Origin of the sequence: Andreprevotia chitinilytica DSM 18519 (genome assembly GCF_000711875.1) — a bacterium.
Classification (GTDB): Bacteria; Pseudomonadota; Gammaproteobacteria; order Burkholderiales; family Chitinibacteraceae; genus Andreprevotia; species Andreprevotia chitinilytica.
This window is the reverse complement of record NZ_JONM01000011.1, coordinates 43178-65493: the sequence shown is the minus strand read 5'-3', so window position 1 is coordinate 65493 and position 22316 is coordinate 43178. Positions and strand designations below refer to the sequence as shown.

Annotated in this window: 19 protein-coding genes; 6 read left to right on the top strand and 13 right to left on the bottom strand. The window is 60.3% G+C overall.

Translation table 11 applies throughout. From position 1 onward, the window contains the following. Window positions 1-353: 353 nt before the first annotated feature. From BR41_RS15020 to BR41_RS24210, 3 genes are all read right to left on the bottom strand, one after another. A complete protein-coding gene (locus BR41_RS15020) occupies window positions 354-2465 on the bottom strand; it encodes an EAL domain-containing protein (protein ID WP_051711036.1) in 2112 nt (703 codons plus the stop codon). A 226-nt stretch (window positions 2466-2691) separates the two neighbouring features. Beyond that, window positions 2692-3084 carry a hypothetical protein gene (locus BR41_RS24680; protein ID WP_035058429.1) on the bottom strand — a complete coding sequence of 131 codons (393 nt, stop codon included), beginning with the start codon at window positions 3082-3084 and terminating at the stop codon, window positions 2692-2694. Window positions 3085-3104: 20 nt separating this feature from the next. Then, window positions 3105-3263, bottom strand: coding sequence for a hypothetical protein (locus BR41_RS24210; protein ID WP_156970719.1), 159 nt, complete (start codon window positions 3261-3263; stop codon window positions 3105-3107). A 738-nt stretch (window positions 3264-4001) separates the two neighbouring features. On the opposite strand from BR41_RS24210, the gene BR41_RS15005 reads away from it, so the two are divergent. Further along, window positions 4002-4616, top strand: a complete 615-nt coding sequence (locus BR41_RS15005) for a CAP domain-containing protein (protein ID WP_169741311.1) — start codon at window positions 4002-4004, stop codon at window positions 4614-4616. A 152-nt stretch (window positions 4617-4768) separates the two neighbouring features. Here the strand turns inward: BR41_RS15005 and BR41_RS23050 are convergent, their stop codons facing one another. Beyond that, a complete protein-coding gene (locus BR41_RS23050) occupies window positions 4769-6370 on the bottom strand; it encodes a carbohydrate-binding protein (RefSeq protein WP_156970718.1) in 1602 nt (533 codons plus the stop codon). 805 nt (window positions 6371-7175) lie between these two features. Here BR41_RS23050 and BR41_RS14995 point away from each other — a divergent pair. Continuing rightward, window positions 7176-8375, top strand: coding sequence for a glycine C-acetyltransferase (locus tag BR41_RS14995; RefSeq protein ID WP_035058581.1), 1200 nt, complete (start codon window positions 7176-7178; stop codon window positions 8373-8375). 206 nt (window positions 8376-8581) lie between these two features. Continuing rightward, window positions 8582-9613 carry an L-threonine 3-dehydrogenase gene (tdh, locus tag BR41_RS14990; protein ID WP_035058415.1) on the top strand — a complete coding sequence of 344 codons (1032 nt, stop codon included), beginning with the start codon at window positions 8582-8584 and terminating at the stop codon, window positions 9611-9613. Between the two features lie 196 nt (window positions 9614-9809). Here tdh and BR41_RS24935 read toward each other — a convergent pair whose 3' ends face one another. Together BR41_RS24935 and BR41_RS14980 are read right to left on the bottom strand one after the other, a co-directional pair. Further along, complete coding sequence (locus BR41_RS24935; RefSeq protein ID WP_035058413.1) at window positions 9810-11432, bottom strand: carbohydrate-binding protein; 1623 nt, start codon at window positions 11430-11432, stop codon at window positions 9810-9812. A 299-nt stretch (window positions 11433-11731) separates the two neighbouring features. After that, window positions 11732-12628 (bottom strand): LysR family transcriptional regulator, encoded by an 897-nt coding sequence (locus BR41_RS14980; protein ID WP_035058410.1) that lies wholly within the window; start codon window positions 12626-12628, stop codon window positions 11732-11734. A gap of 148 nt (window positions 12629-12776) precedes the next feature. Between BR41_RS14980 and BR41_RS14975 the strand changes: the two genes are divergently transcribed. Both BR41_RS14975 and BR41_RS14970 read left to right on the top strand, forming a co-directional pair. Further along, a complete protein-coding gene (locus tag BR41_RS14975; RefSeq protein WP_035058407.1) occupies window positions 12777-13190 on the top strand; it encodes a (R)-mandelonitrile lyase in 414 nt (137 codons plus the stop codon). Next, a complete protein-coding gene (locus BR41_RS14970) occupies window positions 13187-14599 on the top strand; it encodes an MFS transporter (protein ID WP_035058403.1) in 1413 nt (470 codons plus the stop codon). Before BR41_RS14975 ends, BR41_RS14970 begins: the two co-directional genes overlap by 4 nt. Before the next feature lie 155 nt (window positions 14600-14754). Here BR41_RS14970 and BR41_RS14965 read toward each other — a convergent pair whose 3' ends face one another. The 7 genes from BR41_RS14965 to BR41_RS14930 all read right to left on the bottom strand — a co-directional run bounded on the left by BR41_RS14965 (window position 14755) and on the right by BR41_RS14930 (window position 21327). Then, the gene (locus BR41_RS14965) at window positions 14755-15030 is read right to left on the bottom strand and encodes a hypothetical protein (protein ID WP_035058400.1); all 276 of its coding nucleotides are present in this window, start codon (window positions 15028-15030) and stop codon (window positions 14755-14757) included. Beyond that, the gene (locus tag BR41_RS14960) at window positions 15023-15256 is read right to left on the bottom strand and encodes a hypothetical protein (protein WP_035058397.1); all 234 of its coding nucleotides are present in this window, start codon (window positions 15254-15256) and stop codon (window positions 15023-15025) included. The genes BR41_RS14965 and BR41_RS14960 overlap by 8 nt, the downstream gene beginning before the upstream one ends. Before the next feature lie 591 nt (window positions 15257-15847). Next, on the bottom strand, window positions 15848-16246 hold the full coding sequence (locus tag BR41_RS14955) for a hypothetical protein (RefSeq protein ID WP_156970717.1): 399 nt from the start codon (window positions 16244-16246) through the stop codon (window positions 15848-15850). 2 nt (window positions 16247-16248) lie between these two features. Next, window positions 16249-17622 (bottom strand): carbohydrate-binding protein, encoded by a 1374-nt coding sequence (locus tag BR41_RS24930; protein ID WP_281174010.1) that lies wholly within the window; start codon window positions 17620-17622, stop codon window positions 16249-16251. A gap of 724 nt (window positions 17623-18346) precedes the next feature. Further along, window positions 18347-19120, bottom strand: a complete 774-nt coding sequence (locus BR41_RS14940) for a PP2C family protein-serine/threonine phosphatase (protein WP_035058388.1) — start codon at window positions 19118-19120, stop codon at window positions 18347-18349. Continuing rightward, window positions 19120-20898: a type VI secretion system-associated FHA domain protein TagH gene (tagH, locus tag BR41_RS14935; RefSeq protein ID WP_035058385.1), complete on the bottom strand. Its 1779-nt coding sequence runs from the start codon at window positions 20896-20898 to the stop codon at window positions 19120-19122. The genes BR41_RS14940 and tagH overlap by 1 nt, the downstream gene beginning before the upstream one ends. A 12-nt stretch (window positions 20899-20910) precedes the next feature. Next, window positions 20911-21327: a TssQ family T6SS-associated lipoprotein gene (locus BR41_RS14930; protein WP_035058382.1), complete on the bottom strand. Its 417-nt coding sequence runs from the start codon at window positions 21325-21327 to the stop codon at window positions 20911-20913. Between the two features lie 461 nt (window positions 21328-21788). On the opposite strand from BR41_RS14930, the gene tssJ reads away from it, so the two are divergent. Next, a complete protein-coding gene (gene tssJ / locus BR41_RS14925; protein WP_211251758.1) occupies window positions 21789-22316 on the top strand; it encodes a type VI secretion system lipoprotein TssJ in 528 nt (175 codons plus the stop codon).

The following is a 22316-nucleotide window of genomic DNA, read 5'->3' as shown; positions in this document are numbered from 1 at the left end:
CACAATGGTTTGCTTGATTTTGTAAGTTTTTCTCTGAGGTGCTGATATTTCGCATTGAAACTATCTTAGAAATTACATTATCATTTTTGCAAGTTTTATCAGGTTTGCACTGGGTTTTTGTGGGTAAATAATCTTTATTCACGAAAGGATTTGTCCCGAGTGCAGAAAAATTGCTTTTGGCAATGCCCTAGCCACGCAGGACGTGGATCTGTTATGGGGTGCGCGTAAGCGTGTGCGATTTTGAATCGCAGCTGAAGCGACAACAGTGGTCAATGATCGGACTACTGATCAACTCGACTGGAATACGCAATCCCGCGCATCGCACTCACTGAACTCGCCCCCCGCCCGGCAATTCATGAATGCCGATGCTGCTCATAAAGCTCGAATGCCTCGCGCAAGCGTGCTTTCAACACCTCGTCCTCCCACGGTTTGAACAGGAATTTGTGCGCCGCGCCGTCGTTGATCGCATCGCTGAGCGTATTCAGGCTGGCGTGGCCGGACAGCAGGATGCGTACGGTCTGGGGGTAAAGCTGCCTGGCTTTCCACAGCAGCTCCACGCCGGTGCCGCCGGGCATGCGTTGATCGCTCAGGATCACCCCGATGCCTTCTCGTGCCAGCAGTTCCAGCGCTTCGTTCATATGGGTGGCCTGCAGCAGCCGATAGCCCTCATGGCGCAGGCTGCGTGCCAAGGCCGCCAGTGTCCGGATATCGTCGTCCACCAGGAGCAGCGTGCGGACGGACTGGTTGCCATCGGGCAGCTGCAGCCGCCGTGCCTCCGCCAGCAGCCCGGTCATCTCGGCGACGGGCAGCGGCCGGCTGAACAGATAGCCCTGGATTTCATCGCAGCCATGCCGTTGCAGGAATAGCGCTTGCGCTTCGGTTTCCACCCCTTCGGCAATCACGCGTTTATGCATGTCCCGGGCGATGGAAATGATCGAGCGGGTGATGGCGGCGCTATCCGGGTCGACCGTCATGTCGCGCACGAAGGATTGATCGATCTTGATCTTGTAGAGCGGCAGGCGCTTGAGGTAGCTGAGCGAGGAATAGCCGGTGCCGAAGTCGTCGATCGCCAGTTTGACGCCGAGCATTTCCAGCCCGCTCAACAGCGGAATCAGCTGCTCCGGCTGGTCGATGATCATGCTCTCTGTCAGTTCCAGTTCCAGCTGGTTGCCGTCGAGCCCGGTGTCGGCCAGGGCACGCTTGACGGCCAGCAGCAGGGGGCCGGGTTGGTGCAGTTGCTGGGCCGACAGATTCACCGCCACCGTTAGCGGCGGCAAGCCGGCCTGCGCCCATGCGGCGGCTTGTTGGCAGGCTTCGCGCAATACCCATTCACCGATCGGCACGATCAGGCGGCTGGCTTCCGCCACCGGGATGAACTTGGCCGGGGGCACCAGGCCAAGCTCAGGATGACGCCAGCGGATCAGCGCCTCCACCCCGGTGATCAGCCCGGTGCGCAGGTCAACTTGTGGTTGATACCAGGTCTCGAATTCCCCGCGTTCCAGCGCCGTGCGCAAGCCGGCGCCCAGCGCCAGTTGCTCTTGAGCATTCGACAGCATCTCGCGTGAGAAAAAGCCCAGCCGGCCGCGTCCTTCCGCCTTGGTGCGGTGCAGGGCGACGCCGGCGCACGCCAGCAGCACCGCCGCGTTGTCACCGTCCTTTGGATAGCAGGCAATGCCGACGCTGCAGCTGACAAACAGCTCGCGCCCATCGAGCTGGAAGGGGGTGTCGAGTTGCCCTTGCAATTTCTCGGCGACGGGCAGGATGGCTTCCTCGCGCTCGAAGGCGGAGAGCAAGACGGCGAATTCGCTGCCTTCGGATCGCGCGACCGTATCGCAATCGCGGATCGCCAGTTGCAGGCGTTCGCTCAGGGCTTGCAGCAGCCGGTCGCCAGCATCGCGCCCCAGCGAGTCGTTGATGAGCTTGAATTCGTCGATGTTGAACAGCAGCAGGGCGACCACCTGGCGCTCGCGGGCCGCGACGGCAATGGCCTGGGTGAGCCGGTCGCGCAGCAGGCTCAGGTTGGGCAGCCCGGTCAGCCGGTCGTAGTAGGTTTGATACGCCAGCTCGGCTTCCGCAAAGGTGTTTTCCTGCATCTCGATAAGGATGCCGGCAAAGCCGAGGCATTGTCCGCCCGCATCATGGCGCGGCATGGCGTGATCCAGCACCCAGCGGTAGCTGCCATCGGGGCGCTGCAGCTGGTAGCGCAGCTTGTACGGCTGGTGGCGACTGATCGCCGCATGTTGTGCGACCAGCACCCGTGCCTGGTCATCGGGGTGGACGGACTCCAGCCATTGTGTGCCGAGCAGCTCGTGCGTGGCCTGGCCGGTGAGCTGTGTCAGCGCGGCATTGACGGAAATCCAGCGGCCCTCGGCATCGCTGACCCAGCAGGCAAACGGGAAGGCATTGAGTGAAGCGTCGGAATGGGATGCGTACTGCGTGACTGCGGGTTCGTTTGGCGGCCTCATGAAACCTCTTCGTCGTAACCACTCAAGTCTGGATTCGCTCCCTTGAAGGAGGGGCGAAACCGGACGCCTGAAGGCCCTGCAGGCAGAAGCGGTGCAAAAACGGGTCGTGGAAAAAGTGACCGGATGACGATACGTGCTGTTGCGCAAGCACCATCCGGTCACGGTTTGGCTGATGGATCGGTCTGATGGATCGGTTATGTATTGGTTGCGGCTCGGGCTGGCCGTCTTAACGTCCTCCCACGCAGGTGCGGTAAAAGCCGGATGCGTTCCCGGTCTGGCGTTGCCCGCAGAAGTCGCAGCGGGTGCCAGCCGGAAAACAGCCGCATGACAGCACGCCCTTTTGAATTTGCTGAACGCAGGCATTGGGCAGCGGTCGGCACATGTGCTCGCTGGGGATGGCCGCTACATCGGTTTTGATGGTTTCGCAGTACATGGCGCGCCCATCGCAATAGCCGTCACCGCAGGCGACGGAATGCTCGTTCGGCGTTGTGCTGGGGCGCTTCATGTCTGGCGTGGACCAGGCCCGCTGTATCGGCGTCTGGGTCACCGTTTCTGCCCCATGCAGCGGTGCCACAGTCAGGCCGATAAACATGGCGATAGCCCCAAGCATCAGCGCCATGCCGCGTTTGCATTTAGCCGTTATTGCGTGGCTTGCCACGGTGCGGACCATTGTTCGTTGGCGTTGGCGGCATGGGCCATTACTTGTGCGCGCAACATGGGCGCGATGATGAAGCCAAGCCGCTTGCACGGCTTTTCCTTGCTCACGTCATCTCTCGCAACTTTGGTTTCGGTTATCATCTGAAAGCGCTATCAAAACAAGTAGGAATATGACCTTAATACCAATTGAACGCAATTGCTGTCAGCTTGGCATGCGCTACAAGGTGATACCGCTCACCCGGATCACGCATCCATGCATCGGGGTAATTCAAGCAAAATTGCTTTCTAATACATTCTTGCACGCATCATTTTCTGTCATTCCGAATGACACGCTTCAGCATAATACATAAGTGAAGAAAGCGATTCGGATAAAAAACGCGTAGTCATTTGAGTCGTTGCTACGCCATTTTTATGCGAATTTATTACAACATTAAATAATGATATTGCGATGCAGTGTGATTGAGTCTGAAGAAATGCATGGACAATAACTGAATCTATTCAATGGCTGCTGTTGTGCAACATTTGTGTAATCAAAAATGAATGTAGTTGGGTCGTTTGTGCAAAAAGTGATCGATCTTTTCCCGACAAACGGAAGTTTTGTAGGTAATGGCAAATATGTTGATATGTGGGCCAATGACTACAGGCGCTGGCGAGAGTCTGCTTGTAGACAGATGGATTGCCGGGGCGATAAAGAGAACCTGTTCCATACCATGTCAGGTATCTTTTTGGCTAGAGACCACTTGAGTGGCGTCCATAACGCCAATTGCACTTGAAAACCGGAGCGGAAACGCGCCGGTTTTTGTCGATCAACGCCTTAATAACCTGGCCTGATGGGCCGGAGCAGGTCACATGATTTCTGCATCGTTTGTACGACCAGTCTTGCCGCGCATCCGCTGCGGGTGTGCCTTGGTGCTGCTGGCCTTTGGGCTTGCTGCTTGTGGTGGCGGCGGTGGGGGAGGTGGATCGGGTTCTGCCGCCACCAATACCAGCACATCAAATACGACGACGCCAACCCCCACTCCCGCGCCAACCTCGACGGGTTCCACTGACAGTTGCGGCTTCACGTCGGCCAATATGCGCGCGACCTTTTTGCAGTTGGTCAATAACGTGCGTGCTGCCGGTTACACCTGCGGCTCCACGGTGTACCCCCCAACCACGCCGCTGGCCTGGAATGACAAACTGTTCGCTGCCGCCACCGGGATGTCGAACGATATGGCCGCAAACAATTTCACCAGCCACACCGGTTCAAATGGCTCAACGTTGACGACTCGCCTGACCGCCGCCGGATATACCTTTTCTACAGCCGGTGAAAATGTCGCGAGTGGGTTCAGCACAATGGATTCAGTCATACAGGGTTGGCTGAGTAGCCCCGGCCATTGCGCCAATATCATGAGCGCCAATTATGCGGATATTGGCGTTGCCTGCGGCCAGGGGCCGGCGGGGGCTGCCAATGCCGGTTCGCGGTATTGGACGATGGATTTCGGCAAGCAATGAACTGGTCATTTGCTTGCTGTTGATTTGTATGCGGATTGGCGTCGTTGTCCGGATCGATCTGCATAATGACAAATTCCTGAAAAAGGCCAATAAAAAAACCGGAGCGTTTCCGCTCCGGTTTCAAGATCCTGTTTCAGTTTATTGTTGGTAAATCAGAAGCCGGCAAAGATGTTGGTGAATCCCCACAGGCTTTGGCTGATGCCGCTGCACTGCCAGTTGGCGGTGGTGCTGCCGGCGCAATTGCCGTTATCGCGGCCCAGTGACCAGAATGCGGTGCGGCCCAAGCCGTTGGTCTTGGCGAAGTTCAGTACCGTTTGCGCATCGGCCAGTGAGAACACCTCGGTCGGGTCATCGTTCTGCCCGATCATCGGCGTTGCGCCGATCATGGCCCAGTACTGTGCATCGGTCTTGCCCGGCAACAGGTTCTTGATCTGGTTGAACGACAGCTGCAACGCCGTGACCGAACGCGAGCCCATCTGGCCGGACGATGCGCCGCCATCGTAGTAATCCATCACCATCAGGTTGACCAGATCGATACGGGCACCGGCATTCTTGGCCGACTGCAGCACATAGAAGCTTTCTGCCGGGATACCGTTGACCGGGTTGACCGCCAGCGTGAACGACACGGTGAAGGCCTTGCCCAGGCTGGCGTAGTGATCCTGCAGGATCTTCACGGCGGCGCTGCGACGGTCCACCACGGTGGTATCGAGGTTGTTTTGCTGATCGCCGTGCTCGGCATCCAGATCGAGGTGATTTACGCCGAACTTGTCGAGCTCAGCCTGATATACCGCAGCCAGGCTGGCGGCATCGGTACATTGGCGTGCCAGATCAAGCGCGTTCCAGCCACCGCTCGAAATGATCACGTTGCCGCCCAGCGCCTGCAGGCCCTGCGCCTTGGTCAATACCGTGGCTTCGTCGATCGGCCACTTGACGCCGCAACCGCCGTTCGAGTTCACGAACGCCAGCGTCAGGTACTTCTGGCCGGTGGCTTGCGACCAGCCGACCGGATCGAACGTACCGCTAACATCGACATACGGTGTGAAGCGATAACCGCCGCTCGGTGCCGGTGTGGGAGCTGGCGTTGGGGCAGGGGTTGGCGCCGGAGTCGGTGCAGGGGTGGGGGCTGGTGTCGGTGCAGGTGTTGGAGCCGGGGTGGGCGCTGGCGTCGGTGCCGGTGTCGGGGCTGGTGTGCTGCCGCCGCAGTTGCCCAGCACGGTCCAATCCTTGCCGCTGCCGCTCGGGCCGCTGTTGGTGGCAGGGTTGGCGTTGGTCCACCAGTTGGCGCTGTAATTCACACCTTGATACGTGACCTTATCGCCACTGTTGTAGTGATCCTTGGTCGAATCCCAAGCCGCATAGCAGGAGCTGACTGGGGTCGGTGCCGGTGTCGGCGTGGCGGTCGGCTTTGGTGTAGGCGCCGGTGTCGGGGCTGGCGTGGCGGTCGGCGAGGGCGTTGGTGCCGGTGTGGGGGCCGGGGTAGGTGCGGGCGTCGGCGCAGGAGTCGGGCTGCCGCTGGTATCCGCGCCCAGGTCTTGCCACAGGCTGGTCACAGTGGGGTTCCAGCCGGTGCTGCTGTAATCGGTCTGAGTGACCAGCGCCTTATAGTCGTGACCGTTGTAGAGCACGATGGTGCCGGCGGTATAGGTCACATCCGGCTGCCAGGTCGGGTAGGCGGCGTGGGCTTGTGCTGCCAGCAGTGCAGCCGGAATGGCTGCCAGAACGAAACAAATTGAACGTGGGGTTGTGTGCGACATATCGCGATCTTCCTCTTTGGCAAATTGGCGTTGTTTACGCATCTCTACTGGTCTTCGTCGAGCGTTCTTCTTAGTCAACTTGAAGAAAGATTTTGTTGTCATTCTCGACTGCCATCCTGCTCACGAGCCCTGATCTACTCGCGTTTAGATGGCATTACGGATGCATGACGAATCGTTGTCAACGTGCACAAAAGCGCCGTTTGTCGGAAAGAAAATCTGCTTTTCATTATGTAGTTTTGAAACTACGGAATACATGCCGACTGCAGTTGTTGCTATGCAGCAAATAGCTGATATTTACATATTCTTAGCCGAATTTTGGTCGTTTATTTGTGTTGCTACGCAATATAAGCGTGATCTGTTGTATGTAAGGTTATATGGGGTTGTGTAGTATTTGTGTCTGAGCTACATGTATTTTCTCCAGAAATTTGCATTTTTCGTGAACGCAGATCGTTTCAAACGCAGGTGACGGGCTAGAGCGTTACCCGCACAAAGGTATTGGAAAACAGCCCTGCTTGTTGTTCGTTGCCCTAGAAAGCTAATCGTTAAGGTTTGTGAAATTTTGGAATAAATCGCTGAAAAGCTGACAGAGCGCTCAGGGCACTGGTATCGAACCGACACCTCGTGCCGCCCCGAATGCCCCACCGGGGTGGTGTGGCCTTGGGGTTTCGTTCGCTGAGAGTGGCATGTCGGTTTGCTTGCCAGCCGGCCTGCTCCGCCATTTGCCCGCCGTCGCTCGTCTATAACTTGGTTAATGTGCGCGCCTGCCCTGCGCGGCAAACCGCTTCCAGACAGCCAAGAGGCGCTGATGAACGACCGATATCTGTCCCATCTGCGAGCCACCATCGACGAGATTCGGGCGGCCGGTTTCTACAAGAACGAACGCGTGATCGCCAGCCCACAGTCCTCCGCTATCCGGCTTGCCGATGGTCGCGAGGTACTGAACTTCTGTGCCAACAACTATCTCGGTCTGGCCGACGACCCGCGTTTGATCGCTGCCGCCAAGGCTGGCCTCGACGCCGACGGGTTCGGCATGGCGTCGGTGCGGTTCATCTGCGGCACGCAAAGTGGGCACAAGGTGCTCGAACACGCCCTCGCGTCATTCCTGCAACGCGACGACGCAATCCTGTATTCCAGCTGCTTTGACGCCAACGGCGGGCTGTTCGAAACGCTGCTCGGTGACGAAGACGCCATCATCAGTGACGAGCTGAACCACGCCAGCATCATCGACGGCGTGCGGCTCTCCAAGGCCCAGCGCCTGCGCTACAAGAACAACGATCTCGCCGATCTGGAGGCCCGCCTGCAAGAGGCGGATGCAGCCGGTGCGCGGTTCAAGCTGATCGCTACTGATGGCGTGTTTTCCATGGACGGCATCATTGCCAACCTCGCCGGCATTTGCGATCTGGCCGATCGTTACGACGCACTGGTGATGGTCGATGACTCGCATGCGGTCGGTTTTATTGGCGCAAACGGTCGCGGTACACCGGAGCACTGCGGCGTGCTGGATCGCGTCGATATCATCACCGGCACACTGGGCAAGGCGCTCGGCGGCGCATCGGGTGGCTACGTCGCGGCGCACAAGGAAATCATCGAACTGCTACGGCAACGCAGCCGGCCTTATCTATTCTCGAATTCGCTCGCCCCGAGCATCGCGACCGCATCGCTGAAAGTGCTCGAACTGCTGGCGAGCGAGGAGGGGGCTGAATTACGAAAGCGCGTGCACGAGAACGGCGCGCATTTTCGCTCGGCGATGAGCGCCCTCGGTTTCACGCTCGTGCCCGGCGAGCATCCGATCATTCCGGTGATGCTGGGTGATGCCCAGCTGGCTTCCCGCATGGCAGATGCCTTGCTGGATGAAGGCGTCTATGTGATCGGGTTTTCTTACCCGGTGGTGCCGAAGGGCAGGGCGCGTATTCGCACCCAGATGAGCGCTGCGCATACGGCGGAACAGATTGATCGGGCGGTGGGGGCGTTTGCGCGGGTTGGGCGGGAGACGGGGGTGATTTAGCCGTTTCGCAGGTTGGGTTGAGCGCAGCGAAGCCCCACATCTGCGCAATCTTCGGCAACCGATGTTGGGCTTCGCTGCGCTCAACCTACGAGCTCGGCAACGGCATACGCAGCCGTTCCCCCCTTCAAAAAGGGGGAAGTAAAAACCGGTGGTATTTGATACGGACAACGCCACAAGATCGTGAACAGCCTCCCAAAGGCAAAGCCATGAAAGCACTCGCAAAACTCGAACGCGCACCCGGCCTCACGCTTACGCGGGTGCGGCGGCCGGACGTCGGGCATAACGACGTCCTCATCCGCATCAAGAAAACGGCCATCTGCGGCACCGACATCCACATCTGGAAGTGGGATGACTGGGCGCAAAAGACGATTCCCGTGCCGATGCAGGTCGGCCACGAATATGTCGGCGAAATCGTCGAGATGGGCATGGAGGTGCGAGGTTTCGCCATTGGCGATCGGGTCTCCGGCGAAGGACACATCACCTGTGGCTTCTGCCGCAACTGCCGCGCCGGGCGACGTCATTTGTGCCGCAATACAGTCGGCGTTGGCGTGAACCGTGAGGGCGCGTTTGCCGAGTATCTGGCGATTCCGGCCTTCAACGCCTTCAAGATCCCGCCCGATATTTCCGACGATCTCGCTGCCATTTTCGATCCGTTCGGCAACGCCACGCATACCGCGCTGACGTTCAATCTGGTCGGCGAGGATGTGCTGATCACCGGGGCCGGGCCGATTGGCGTGATGGCCGTCGCCATTGCCAAACACGTTGGCGCACGTAACGTGGTGATCACCGACGTCAATGACTATCGGCTCGGGCTGGCGCGGCAGATGGGCGCGACGCGGGCGGTCAATGTGATGAACGAGAATCTGCGCGATGTGATGCGCGAACTGGGCATGGCCGAGGGCTTTGATGTCGGCATGGAAATGTCCGGCGTGCCGAGCGCCTTCACCGGCATGCTGGAAGCGATGAACCACGGCGGCAAGATTGCGCTGCTGGGCATCCCGCCCGGCCCAACGGCCATCGACTGGAACCAGGTCATCTTCAAGGGGCTGGAGATCAAGGGCATCTACGGCCGCGAGATGTTCGAGACCTGGTACAAGATGGTGGCGATGCTGCAGAGCGGCCTCGATCTATCGCCGATCCTCACCCACACCTTTCCGATCGACGACTACCAGCTAGCGTTCGAAACGATGTTGTCGGGCAATAGCGGCAAGGTGGTGCTGGATTGGAGCGCCGCTTGAGCACCTGAGGTGACTTCATTGGGATTATGTAGGAGCGAGCTTGCTCGCGATGGCACTACTTATTCCACATTGTCATCGCGAGCAAGCTCGCTCCTACACGGTTTTTACCGCAGCCAAAAAAAGCGCCGCTCTCCCGTCGAGGAGTGCGGCGCTTTTTACTTAAGCAAGCAAACTCAAGCGAGTTGCATCAGACCCATTACGGGGTCCACGGCGCAGACCATTGGCCTGTGCCGGTATTGCAGCTGCATTCAGACGGCACGGACGTTGCCGGCGTGAGCGTGCACGAACGCGATGCGATCTTCGCGCTGGCGTAATTGCCGTTGTGCAGATTGGTAAGCGCCGTATTGAGTGCCGTCGACGAGATGGCTGGATCGGTCCGCGCACCGGCAATCGAGCAATGCGCATCGGCGATGGCCTTGATATGCGCCTTGTCCGGGGTATAGGCCGGAGTCGCGGTGTCCAAGGTGCCGACGCCGCTGGCGATGAAATCCGATGCCGTCAGATCGGTCTTGGTGCCGAATCCCAGCTGCAGATAGGCGATGACGTACTCGCTGAGCAGGCTGGACGGCGTGGATGCCGCCTGATTCCACTTCATATTGTCGGTTTGCATCAGCTTGAAGGTGCGGGCGAAGGCGTTGTAGCCGCCATAACGATCGTAGAAGTTATCCATCATCGCCACTTCCGAGTCATAGCCGCTCTGGCCCGCCACGCCCATCCGGTAGTGCTGTGCATCGGCAGCTGTCTGCAGTGTGGTGTTGCCTTGTGCATCGCCGATGGTCTTCATGATGCGGAAGTCCATCGAGTTCGGGAACGGGCTGCGGTGATCGGCCCACCAATCCATCGGCCAACCGGGGCTGACCGCGCCAGTCCAGACGTTGACGGATTCATGCAGCGTGAGCAGGTAGCCCCAGAAGCCGGGGATGTTTTGCCCGGTGACCGGATGCTGGTAGTTGTCATAGAACGCGTCACCCGTCACCGAAACGCCAGTGCCGAAGTTACTGCCGGTATGCGCGCCGCCGTTCGGATAATCCACCTGGAACACGAACGGCAAGTTGGTCGACGTGCCGAACAGGTTTTGCAGCGTGGTCACCACCGATTCGCTATAGGCGTAGAACTTGGCCACATCAGCGCTGTTCGCCGCCCAGACGCGGGGCTCCACGCACCAGCGCACCAGGTTCGATTTGTACGCCTCGGTGTAAACCAGACCGGTCGAATCCGTGCAGTTCGCCACCGGGGTTGGTGTCGGGGCCGGAGTGGGGGTCGGGGTGATGGTGACGTTCGTGTAATAACAAGCCTTGACCACGCCGTTCAACGGATCGCCAAAGACGGTATTGTTGCAAGCCGTACTGCTGGTGAAGTTCTGGTACGCGAATGTGCCGTTCGCGCCATAGGCAACGGTACGGGTGCCGCTAAAGTTACAGGTCTGATTCTCGGTCGCGCAGAAGGTGTAACCGCTCGGGCCGACCGGTGCCGGAGTCGGGGTGGGTGTTGCCGTGGGCGTGGGGACCGGTGTGGCGGTCGGCGTTGGTGTCGCCGTTGGCTTGGGAGTCGGCACCGGCGTCGCGGTCGGAGTTGGAGTGCTACCGGTATCCGCGCCAAGATCGGTCCACAGGGTGGTCACGGTCGGGTTCCAGCCGGTGCCGCTGTAGTCGGTCTGGCTGACCAGTGCCTTATAGTCGTGGCCGCCGTAGAGCACGATGGTGCCGGCGGTGTAATACACGTCCGGTTGCCAGGCGGGATAGCTGGCGAAAGCCGGTGCCGCCGCGAGTGAGGTTAGTAAAAAAGCCTGCCACCGTTTGAGGGAAATCCTTGACTGCATGAGCGTAACTCCATGAATTTGGATACAAACTTGCACGAAATTGAAAGCGCTTTCAGTGACGAATCCTAGCGTGGAACGATCGGGCAACCCACCTCGGCTGGATACAACCCGACGAAGTGTGGAATGAGCGCGACAGCCGGCGAAATATTGGGGAACCTACGTGCACCGCTTGCTCAATGCAGCAAAAAGCCCTGCGACAGCGGCAATGCCAATCGCTCAGGGAAGTTATCCCTTCGCCCACCGTCCCTGCACAAGGCAAAGCCTTGCACGGGAGGGTGAGGGATTGTGGCCTGTCGTCGCTATTCGCCCTGATACCGCAGCGCATCGACCATCAGCGCGAACGCGGGTGAAGCCTGGCGGCGGCTTGGGTAATAGAGGTGGTAGCCGGGGAACGTGGGCCACCAGTCTTGAAGCACGGGTTGCAGGCGGCCTTCGGCGATGTGCTGCAGCACCATGTCTTCCGGTACATAAGCGACGCCAAAGCCGGCCAGGGCCGCCCTGACGATGTGCTGGCTGCCGTTGAAGATCCACTGGCCCTCTACGCGTGCCTTGATGGCGTAACCATCCTTTTCGAATTCCCAGGCATAGAGCCCGCCGAGCGTCGCCAGCCGGAGATTGATGCAGCTGTGCGCGGCCAGATCGTGTGGCATCCGGGGTGGCGGTCGCTTGGAGAAATAGTCCGGCGCGCCCACCGCTGCCATGCGCAAATCGGGCGCGATGCGCACGGCGATCATGTCTTTTTCCACCTGATCGCCCAGACGCACGCCTGCGTCGTACCGCTGGGCCACGATGTCGGTCAGCCGGTAGTCGGTGTTGATCTCGATGGCGATGTCCGGGTAGCCCTGCAGGAACGTCGACAGTTTCGGCCAGAGCACGTAACTCGCTGCGTGCTCGGCGGCGGTGATGCGGATCGTGCCGGCGGGTTTGTCCCGCAACTCGCTCAATGCGGCGAGTTCGGCTTCGATTTCCTCGAAACGCGGCCCCACCGTCTGCATCAGGCGCTCGCCCGCAACCGTGGGCGAAACGCTGCGCGTGGTCCGAGTCAGCAGCCGAACACCCAGCCGCGCTTCCAGCCCCCGGATTGCGTGGCTCAGTGCCGATTGCGATACCCCGAGCTGTGCGGCTGCGCGGGTAAAGCTCCCCTCACGCGCAACGATGAGGAAGGCCTGCAGGTCATTGAAGTTCTCGCGTGCCATGCATGCCCCATTCAGATCCGATTCATGAATTCAAATCATAAGCCCATGCCGATTGTGCCATCTAATCATAGGTGCTCGTCCTTGATACCTTTTTGCCATCTGCAGTCACTCACCGATGACTGCGACATTCGACAAAAGGATGCTTGAAATGGACATCAAACGAAGTGGTTCCCAATCGTCTGCGCAAGGGCCGGCTGAGTATTTCAACGGCACCGTGCGCGTCGATCCGCTGTTCCAGGCCAACGAGCCGGCCCGGGCGCTCGGCGTGAGCGTCACCTTCGAGCCGGGCGCGCGCACGCACTGGCACACCCACCCGCTGGGCCAGACGCTGATCGTGACGGCTGGCTGTGGGCTGGTGCAGCGCTGGGATGGCCTGATCAATGAAATCCGTCCGGGCGACGTGGTGTGGATTCCGGCCGGCGAGAAGCACTGGCATGGCGCGGCAGCCAGCACGGCCATGACGCATATCGCCATTCAGGAACAGATCGACGGCAAGACGGCCGACTTCATGGAGCCAGTCAGCGATGCGCAATACCGCGTGAAATCGGCGAGCCAGCCATGAGCACTCCAACGCACGCCAGCAAGCTGCCGGTGCTGGCCATCGTGCTCGTCAGCTATTTGATGATCGTGCTCGATATCTCGATCGTCATCACGGCGCTGCCGAAGATTCGCGAGGGGCTGCACTTCTCGACCACGGCGCTCTCATGGGTACAGAACGCCTATACGCTCACCTTCGGCGGCTTGCTGCTGCTGGGGGCACGCGCCGGTGACATCCTAGGCCGCCGCCGCATGTTCATGGCCGGGCTCGCGCTCTTTACCGTCACGTCGCTGGCGATTGGTCTGGCGCAGTCCCCCGCGTGGCTGCTTGCCGCCCGTGCGATCCAGGGCATGGGCGCGGCGATCCTCGCACCGTCGACGCTGGCGCTGCTATCGACGAATTTCCGGGAGGGCGAAGAGCGCACCCGTGCAGTCGGTTACTACGGTGCCGTCGCCGGCATCGGTGCCAGCATCGGCCTCGTGCTTGGTGGCGTTTTTGCGGACTGGCTGTCCTGGCGCGTCGGGTTTTTCATCAACCTGCCCATCGGCATCGCCCTGATGCTCGGCGCCAAGCGCTACCTCATCGAGACGGAGCGCCGTTCCGGCCAGTTCGACGTGGCGGGTGCGCTGAGTTCGACCATTGGCATGTTCGCCCTCGTCTACGGTGTCGTTCGCTCGGCATCCGCCGGCTGGAGCGATCCGCTTACCGTTGTTCCACTTGTTAGTGCGATCGTGCTGCTCGGCTTCTTCGTTTTCAACGAGTGGCGGGCACCGCAGCCCATCATGCCGCTGCGCTTGTTCGCCAGCCGGGAGCGCGCCGCGGCCTACGCCGCTCGCCTCCTGTTCCTGGGCGCAATGGTCGGTTTCTGGTTCTTCACCACCCAATACCTGCAAGGCTTACTCGGCTTCAGTCCATTCCAGGCGGGCGTTGCCTTCCTGCCGACCACGCTGGCTAACTTCGCGACGGCGATGGCAGTACCGAGGCTGACTCGGCGCTTCGGGAACGGGCGCTTGCTCGCCGGTGGCCTGACCTTGGCGCTGATCGGCCTGGCCTGGCTCAGCGGTGTTTCGGCCAGTACGCGCTATCTAACCGGCGTTGCGCTGCCGATGATCCTGATCGGCATCGGCCAAGGCGGCTCGCTCAGCCCGCTCACGGTCGCTGGCATTGCCGGCGTTGCTGCGGAAGACGCGGGTGCAGCATCCGGGCTGGTGAACGTGGCGCACCAGATCGGCGGCTCGCTCGGGCTCGGTATCCTCGTGGTCGTGTTCGCCTCGGCCGGTTCCAGCATGCTGGATGCGCAGGTATTGCTGGCACACCGCATCGGCGCGTCGTTTACGGTCGGCACGGCCATGCTTGCGGTCGCGCTTGTGGTTGTCTACACGCAGATCGTCCGGCCGCGGCAGGTTAGGGGCGTATTGGTGAAGGCCGGGTAAGCCCGTGTGGTTGAGCGCAGCGAAGCCCAACATGAGGTGCCGAAGATTGCGCCAATATTGGGCTTCGCTGCGCTCAACCACAACCTACCAAGGGCGGCAAAAAGCCTGCGTTTTTAAAGCACAGGCTTTTTGCAACCAGATCTGCCACATGGCGGCTAACGCCGATCGGTCATCCGGCTCACGGTCAGCGGCGCACCAAGTCGTTGCAGTGTCTCGAAGCGGGTTGTGTCCAGCCCGAAATGCCACTCCTCCGATAGATACACACCGACTCGCGCCAAAGCGTGCAAATGAGATTCCGGCTCGGCGATTTCGACCATTGCACGGAACATGCAGCCCAGCTGCGCGATGTGATCCAGGCTGCGGTCGGCAAAATGGTTGAAATCGTTGAGGGTCGGCTTGGGTGGGGTAGGGCAGTCGCGAAGATTAGCCATGACCGCCTCCGATCCGTGTGTAACGCGGTAGCGTCTGCATCGCGGCGTGGTGTCGTGCCGCCAACCGGCGGCCATCGCGTGCCAGTTGATAGCCGACGCTGCGTTGGTCGATCAGGGAGGTGAGGATGGTAAAAATCTGATCCAACTCCGCAAAGCCATCACGGGCTTGTGCGATGAGGTGGCCGGGGTCAGGTGGTGCGGGGGTGGAGTGTGGGGAAATGGGCATGGGAGCCTCCAGTGCGAGCGGTTTAGCCCACCATCCAGAGTCCAATCGGGGTGGCGAGCACTAGGCGGGTTTGGACTACCGGCACACTGGAACCGGCACACCCGAAGGTGCCCACGCCTAGGCTCGCCATTGCAGAAGGCGTACCAAGGGTGCTGCAGACATGAAAATGCCGCGTTACGCGGCTGTCCGCCAGTATGCCGGGAGTCCAATCCCGATCGCGCTATTGAACGCGACCAGAGAAAAGTACCGCACCCGTTTCAAATCGGTCAAGGCGTGGTCAGCCATGTAGTGGCGATGTGGGGTTCGTATCGCGGTGCCGGTGTTTTTCTCCCCTCGCCCACTTGTGGGAGAGGGGCTGGGGGTGAGGGTGCTTGCCAAACCATGTAGGCCCGGTCGTTCGGCCCGTGCGTGGCGATGCGTTTCTTGTCCTCTGCCCGCTCCAGCACGCAGCAACCGCCGCGCTTGTCCGCTGTCGCCCCCAAGAAAAAGCGCCGCTCTCCTGCCAAAGAGAACGGCGCTTTTTACTTGGGTGAACAGACCTTGCCCCACTTTGAATCGAACATGAATCACGATTCAAAGCGAACAGCCAGCTTAATGCCCGCCAATACACGTCCTGTAAAAGCCCGCGATATCGCCGGTCTTGGCGGAGCCGCAGAAGTCGCACCGTGTTTTCGCCGGAAAGCAGCCGCAATCCTTCACGCCACTGGCGCTTTGCGACAAGCAGGATTTCGGCAGCGGTTTGCACGCGTAATCACTTGGCAACTCGGGGACATCGGTCTTGATCGTTTCGCAGTAGCTGGTGCGTGTATCGCAATAGCCGCTGCCGCAGCGTAGCGAATACACATCCATATATTTGCCTGGCTTTTCAGCGGCCACCTTGGGCTCGCCACCCGTGGCGGGTGACGAGGCAGCGGGTGCGCTGTTGGCCAGGTTGAATGCCCCAAGCAGAATCAAGGCACCGACCAGCCGGAGCAAGCGAACCCAGCGCACAATTACGGCCCCCAAGGCGCGGACCACTGGCCTGTGCCGCTATCGCAGCTGCATTCCGATGGTGCGGACGTTGCCGGCGTGAGCGTGCATGCGCGCGATACCAGCTTGGCGCTGGCGTAGTTGCCGCTACGCAGATTGCTCAGTGCGGTGTTGAGTGCCGTCGACGAAACACCGGGATCGGAACGCGCACCGGCGATCGAGCAATGCGCATCGGCAATGGCCTTCACGTGGGACTTGTCCGGGGTATAAGCCGGCGTCAGGGTGTCCTTGGTGCCTACGCCGCTGGCGATGAAGTCCGATGCCGTCAGATCCGTGGTGGTGCCAAAGCCCAGTTGCAGATAAGCGATGACGTATTCGCTGAGCAGGCTGGATGGATTGGGTGCTGCCTGGTACCACAGCACGTTGTCCGTTTGCACCAGTTTGAAAGTGCGGGCGAAGCCGTTATAGCCGCCGTAGCGATCGTAGAAGCTATCCATCATCGCCACTTCGGAGTCGTAGCCGCTCTGGCCTGCCACACCCATCCGGTAGTGCTGTGCATCCGAGGCCAGCAGCAGCGTGGCGTTGCCTTGCGCATCACCGATGGTCTTCATCACGCGGTAGTCCATCGAGTTCGGGAACGGGCTGCGGTGATCGGCCCACCAATCCGTCGGCCAACCGGGGCTGACCGTGCCGGTCCAGACGTTGACGGCCTCATGCAGCGTGAGCAGATAGCCCCAGAAGCCGACAATGTTTTGCCCGGTGGTCGGATGCTGGAAGGTGTTGTAGAACGCATCGCCGGTGACCGAGACACCGTTGCCGAAGTTGCTGCCGGTGTGCGCGCCGCCATTCGGATAATCCACCTGGAACACGAACGGCAGACCGGTCGACACGCCGAACAAGCTTTGCAGCGTGGTCACGACCGATTCGCTGTAGGCATAGAACTTGGCGACATCCGCACTGTTCGACGCCCAGACGCGGGGTTCCACGCACCAGCGCACCAAGTTGGATTTATACGCCTCGGTGTAATTGAGCCCCGTACCGTCCGTGCAGCTTGCCACGGGCGTTGGAGTGGGTGTCGGGGTTGGTGTCGGCGTGGGCGTTGGTGTTGGTGTTGGTGTTGGTGTTGGTGTGCTGCTGCAACTGCCAGCGGGGATCCACGGTTGGCCGCTGCCGGCCGGGCCGGAGCTGGTCGACGGATTATTGCCTTGCGTCCAGTAGGCCGCTTGGTAATTCACGCCGTTGTAGCTCACCTGCGCGCCACCGTTATAGGCCGTGCTGCTGTTCCACGCGGCATAACAACCGGTACTGGTTGTCGAGAGCTGCGTGGTGCTCGCTTTGAGTGTCGGGACCGGCGCTGGCACGGGAGTCGGTGAGGTAGCGAAGGCAGGTGCCGCCACGAGGGCCGTCAGTAAAAGAGCCTGCCAACGTTGAAGGAAAATCCTGAACTGCATAAACGGTAACTCCATGTTTTTGATACAAATTTGTATGAAAATGGACGAAATAAGGTATTGGTTTTGCAGGGGGGTCTAGTGCGGTAGTCGTGATTCCTTGGAGGTGTTGATGATCTTTTTGGTTATGCGCCTGCGGCGCGGTGTAAAGGTGTTGCATGCCGGTTCCGCCCGGCGGACGGGGTTCAGCGCCGATGGCGCGATCAACAACGTTACAAGCGGGAGTTCGTCCCGCAGGCCGACTCACTTTTCTTGTCTCGCCAAGAAAAGTGAGCAAAAGAAGGCGACCCTGCAAAAGCGTCTGGCGCAAGCGCCAGATTCCCCCGCCAGCCAGCCCGTCACGGGCGGGAATCGAAAACTCGGGCCAAGGCCCTCAAACACTCGATCCCCGAAACCCCCGTGCCGGACTGGCTGGCGGGGCGCTTTTGAAAGGGGGACAGACCATCCTCACCCCGGCCCTTTCCTTGAAGGAGAGGGTGATGTTGTTTGATGCGGCAACGTTGTTTCGCGTTGCGATGCTGGTGTTTTTCTCCCCTCGCCCGTTTACGGGAGAGGGGCCGGGGGAGAGGGGGCCTGCCAAGGCCAGCCATCTAGGCCGGGTCGTTCGACCCATGCATGTCGATGCTTCCCATGTCCGCTGAATGCGCGGATCACGCCTTGCGGTTAACCCGCCCTACGCCGCCTCACCTCCTACCCGCGCCAGCGTGATCGACTGCGGGTTGCCAACCCAGACGGCAATGGCGGAGTAGTTGTCGTGCGCGCCGTGGCGGCTGACCTGATGCGCCAGCAGCGTGATCCAGTCTTCGACGCTGTCTGCCAGTTGTAGCTGCGCTTCCAGCTCGTGATCCGCCAGCGCATGCCAGAAGCCATCGGTGCACAGCAGGTAGGCATCGCCGTCTTCCAGCGGCCAGCTGGTGGCGCTGGCGGAAGGGGCCATGTCTTGCCGGCCTAATGCCTGGCTGAGCAGATTCGGGTTGACGTTGTCGTGCGGCAAACCAGCAGCGGCGAGTTGCGCCACCAGACTGTGATCGTGGGTGCGCTGCATGAGCACGCCACGGCGGAACTGGTACAGGCGGCTGTCACCAGCATGTGCCCAGCGTGCCAGCCCCAGGCGACGGTCGATGAACAGGCCGACCAGCGTCGCGGCCATGCGGGCGCGTTCCGGGTTGCGCTGCTGCTCGGCAACGATGCTGGCGTGGGCGGCAGCCATGCTGCTTTGCGCCAGCGCTTCCAGTGTTTGCGGCGGGTGGTTCTCGAAGCGCTGCAACGCGCCTTGAATCGCCAGCCGTGCCGCCTGACCGCCGCCGCGCTCGCCGCCCACGCCGTCGCTCAAGACGAAACACGCATCCTGATCGCGAATGCGCGTGCCGAGCGCGTCTTCGTTGGCTTCGCGCTGACCGGCGTGGGAGCAATGGGCGCAAGTGAGTTTCAGCGTTTGTTCGAACATCAGGCTGCGCTCTTGCGACGTTGCCGGCGGTAGTGCTCCACCTCCGCATCGTAGGCGGCGAGGAAAGACGCCCCGAAGACGGCGTGAAAGTCGTCCTCGACGGCGGCAATCATGTTTTCGTGCAAAGCCCGGTAATGCGCCCAGGCTCGGCCATCGCGCCCACGCGGGGCCAGTTTCTCGTGCCAGCTGGCTGCGCCCAGTTGTTGCTCGACCACCGCCGGGCTGACCTTGTGCAGCAGTTGATGCAAGGCCGCACGCATGCCGGCCACCATGCCGATCTGGTGCGCGTGCAAATCGTCGAAGGCGTCATCGACGGCTTGCTCCGGCGGCATGAAGCCGGGGAAGGGCGGGCCGAACATCTGCTTGAGCACCGTGCTGGCATCCGGCAACAGCTTGAGCGGGTTGTTTTCGCGTTCGAGGATCATGGTCAGGTCGGCTTTCACTTCGCGCTTGATGATGGTGCGGCTGGAAAGCAGCGCCATCGCGCCACCCAGCATGAGGGCGGTCAGCCGGCCGGCCAGCCGCAGCTGTTCGGCATCGAGCGCGACATCCGGCCCCAGACCCGCGCCCTGCGCAAATGCGGTGATCAGCTCCGCAGCGTTGCCATCTGGCAGCCGCTGTTGTGGTGCTGGTTCTGCTGCTGGAGGAGTAATGCCAGTTGGTGTTTGGGGTGTGGGGATGACTGGATCGGCGCTGGCGATGACGGTGGGGGCGACAGCCGGGACGAAGGCGGGTGTCGCGATGGTCGAATCCTGCCAAGCCGTGGCGCGGGGCGGCTGGAAATGCTCGCGCAGCGCCGAGGTGCGATCCGGTTCCGCCGTGTGCTCAGGTGGAGGCGACAGGCCCAGCCCGGCAATGGGGTCGAACGCTTGCGGGTTGACCAGACTGCTGGGGCCGTCTTCGAACAGCGCATTCGGGCCGGCGGGCTGCGTATCGAACAAGGCCAACGGGTCGACCGATACACCGCGCAGTGCCGTCAGCGCATCCGGCTCGGCGGCGCTTTGTGTGGTTTTTGCCGCGCTCTCGTGCGGGGCGGCGAGCGGGGCGGCGTGCAGATCACTGGCCGGGACGAGCGTTGCGGGCGCTTGTTGTGGCGAGAATTCGGCGACGAGGTCTTCCCAGAATGCGGCAGGGGGCGTGGAGGGTGGCGATGCAATGTCCGCCGCCACTGGTTTCGGCGGGGTCGGCGGTGGCGGGGCGATCGTCGCCATCGGTGGCGGCGACATTTGAACTTGCGCGGGGGCGGCCGTGGCGACCGCAGCAGCAGGGGCTGCTCCGTCAAACAAATCCATGAATCCGCCACCCGATGGCGGTGTTGCGATGTCGGTTGGCGACCAGCTGACCGGGGCTGGAACCGGGGCGGCGGCTGGCGGTGATTCTGGCATTGATACGGCAAGCGTCTGGACTGGCAACGGCGTTGGGGCCGGTGTTGCAACAGGCGTGGCAACAGGCGCGAGCGCCACCGCATCCGCCGCATGCGCACTCAGCAGATACGCACCAATGCGAATGTGATCGCCCGCCGCCAGCAGGTGAATCGCCTGCTGCGGCAGCAACTGATCGTTGATCTCGATCGGGCAGACGGTGCTCAGGTTCTTCAGCTGCACGCCGCTGGCCCCCACGTGGATGGCGGCTTGCAGGCGGGAGATTTGCCGGGTTTCGTCGGGCAGGATCAGGTGGTTATCCGCCCCGCGCCCGATGGTGAAGCCGGGGGCGCTCAGCAGCACGCTCAGCGGCGGGCTCATCGCCTCACCGCGATGTTCGATGACCGTCAATCGCATTCGGGGCTCCTGTCAGGAGGTGTGCTGCTTGCGGGCCGACTCGAACACCGGTCCCCAGACTGGGTGATTTCTTTCTGATTCTGACAGTTTAAAAGTGGGGTCGATGTTAAGAATCTTCAGGAATTCGGCATGGCAAAACGAGGGTTTGCCGCTGGCGCAGTAGCTGAACGCCAGCAGCTTGTGCGCCTGCACCTGCGTTGCCGGCGTAGCCATGCTGATCTCGGTGGTGCCGCTCAACACCTTGATCGCCGCCTGAAAATTGCCGGCCTCGTATTGCTTGCCACCTTCATCGACGGCGGCCTGCGCGACGCGTTGCGCGGCGGTGGGGGCGGCGTTGGCGGCGCGGCCCGGATCGGTGCTCTGGCATGCCGTAAGCATGATGCTTGCCAATTGAATTAATACAAAAAACAAAACCGGTTTTGCTTTCATTATTCAATGTCCGCAATTGAGGGGAGGAATTGTTGGAAATGCAGCAGTATACAAAGGCGATATGTGATTGAGATGATTTTTTGATTGGCTCGTTTTGCGCGCTTTTACCTTCAATTTTGCGTACTGTCCAGTATGTTGTTGTGAAGTTTTAGTGACAGTAAAGATAGGTAACAGGCTGATTTTTCAAGATGATTAGTCCGTGTTTTAACAATCAACCTAAAGTAAATGCGCTTATTAAATTGGTCGCTATTTTGTATTGACGCTGAAATAAATCGAGCATAGTCTGCGCAGCTGATTGATGGCTGCACACATGTGTGTATGCAAAATGTGCAATATCACAATTCGCCAATGGGTGAGTGCTGGTGTCGCCGCTTTCGTGCTTTCGGCCTGCCCTGTGCAAGCCGGGATGCGCTGTCGCTGATCGTTGCGCTGATCGTTGTCATGGGGCAAGGGGTGATGATTTGTATAGACGTATCAATGGCTTATGTTTCATTGTCGTCGTTGCTGCAGCGCTGGCGGCTGGGGTGCTATCCGGTTGCGCATCCACGGCGCGCTCTGCTGCTACGCCTTATCAAGTGGAATTGACCGCTGAAAAAAACGTTAATGCGGATTTGAAAAAACGCCCCTCTCCCATTGTGGTCAAGGTATTTGAATTGCGCGCCACGGCGGCATTCGAATCGACTGATTTCTTTCGGCTGCAAGACAAGCCGGATGCGGCATTGGGGCAGGAGTTGATTGCCGTGGAGCAAGTCATTCTTCGCCCCGGTGAAGTGAAGTACATTACCCGCCCCGGTAATCTGGATGCGCGGGCGATCGGTATTCTGGCTGAATACCGGGTATTGGAAAGCAATCGCTGGCGGCAGGTCATTCCATTGCCACAGCCCAAGGAATTGAATCTCTACAAGTTCTGGCAAGCCACGCCGGATCAATTGCGTGTGCGTGTCGCCATCAAGGATGGCGGCATTGATTTATTACCCGTTGCGAAATAG

Coding starts and splice junctions, on each gene's coding strand:
- BR41_RS24935 (WP_035058413.1), bottom strand. CDS start 11,432: ATGCAGTCAAGGATTTCCCTCAAACGGTGGCAGGCTTTTTTACTAACC.
- BR41_RS14995 (WP_035058581.1), top strand. CDS start 7,176: ATGAACGACCGATATCTGTCCCATCTGCGAGCCACCATCGACGAGATT.
- BR41_RS14930 (WP_035058382.1), bottom strand. CDS start 21,327: ATGAAAGCAAAACCGGTTTTGTTTTTTGTATTAATTCAATTGGCAAGC.
- BR41_RS24680 (WP_035058429.1), bottom strand. CDS start 3,084: ATGGCGCTGATGCTTGGGGCTATCGCCATGTTTATCGGCCTGACTGTG.
- BR41_RS14975 (WP_035058407.1), top strand. CDS start 12,777: ATGGACATCAAACGAAGTGGTTCCCAATCGTCTGCGCAAGGGCCGGCT.
- BR41_RS14940 (WP_035058388.1), bottom strand. CDS start 19,120: ATGTTCGAACAAACGCTGAAACTCACTTGCGCCCATTGCTCCCACGCC.
- BR41_RS14980 (WP_035058410.1), bottom strand. CDS start 12,628: ATGGCACGCGAGAACTTCAATGACCTGCAGGCCTTCCTCATCGTTGCG.
- BR41_RS14965 (WP_035058400.1), bottom strand. CDS start 15,030: ATGGCTAATCTTCGCGACTGCCCTACCCCACCCAAGCCGACCCTCAAC.
- tagH (WP_035058385.1), bottom strand. CDS start 20,898: ATGCGATTGACGGTCATCGAACATCGCGGTGAGGCGATGAGCCCGCCG.
- BR41_RS14960 (WP_035058397.1), bottom strand. CDS start 15,256: ATGCCCATTTCCCCACACTCCACCCCCGCACCACCTGACCCCGGCCAC.
- BR41_RS24210 (WP_156970719.1), bottom strand. CDS start 3,263: ATGATAACCGAAACCAAAGTTGCGAGAGATGACGTGAGCAAGGAAAAG.
- tdh (WP_035058415.1), top strand. CDS start 8,582: ATGAAAGCACTCGCAAAACTCGAACGCGCACCCGGCCTCACGCTTACG.
- BR41_RS15020 (WP_051711036.1), bottom strand. CDS start 2,465: ATGAGGCCGCCAAACGAACCCGCAGTCACGCAGTACGCATCCCATTCC.
- BR41_RS14970 (WP_035058403.1), top strand. CDS start 13,187: ATGAGCACTCCAACGCACGCCAGCAAGCTGCCGGTGCTGGCCATCGTG.
- BR41_RS23050 (WP_156970718.1), bottom strand. CDS start 6,370: ATGTCGCACACAACCCCACGTTCAATTTGTTTCGTTCTGGCAGCCATT.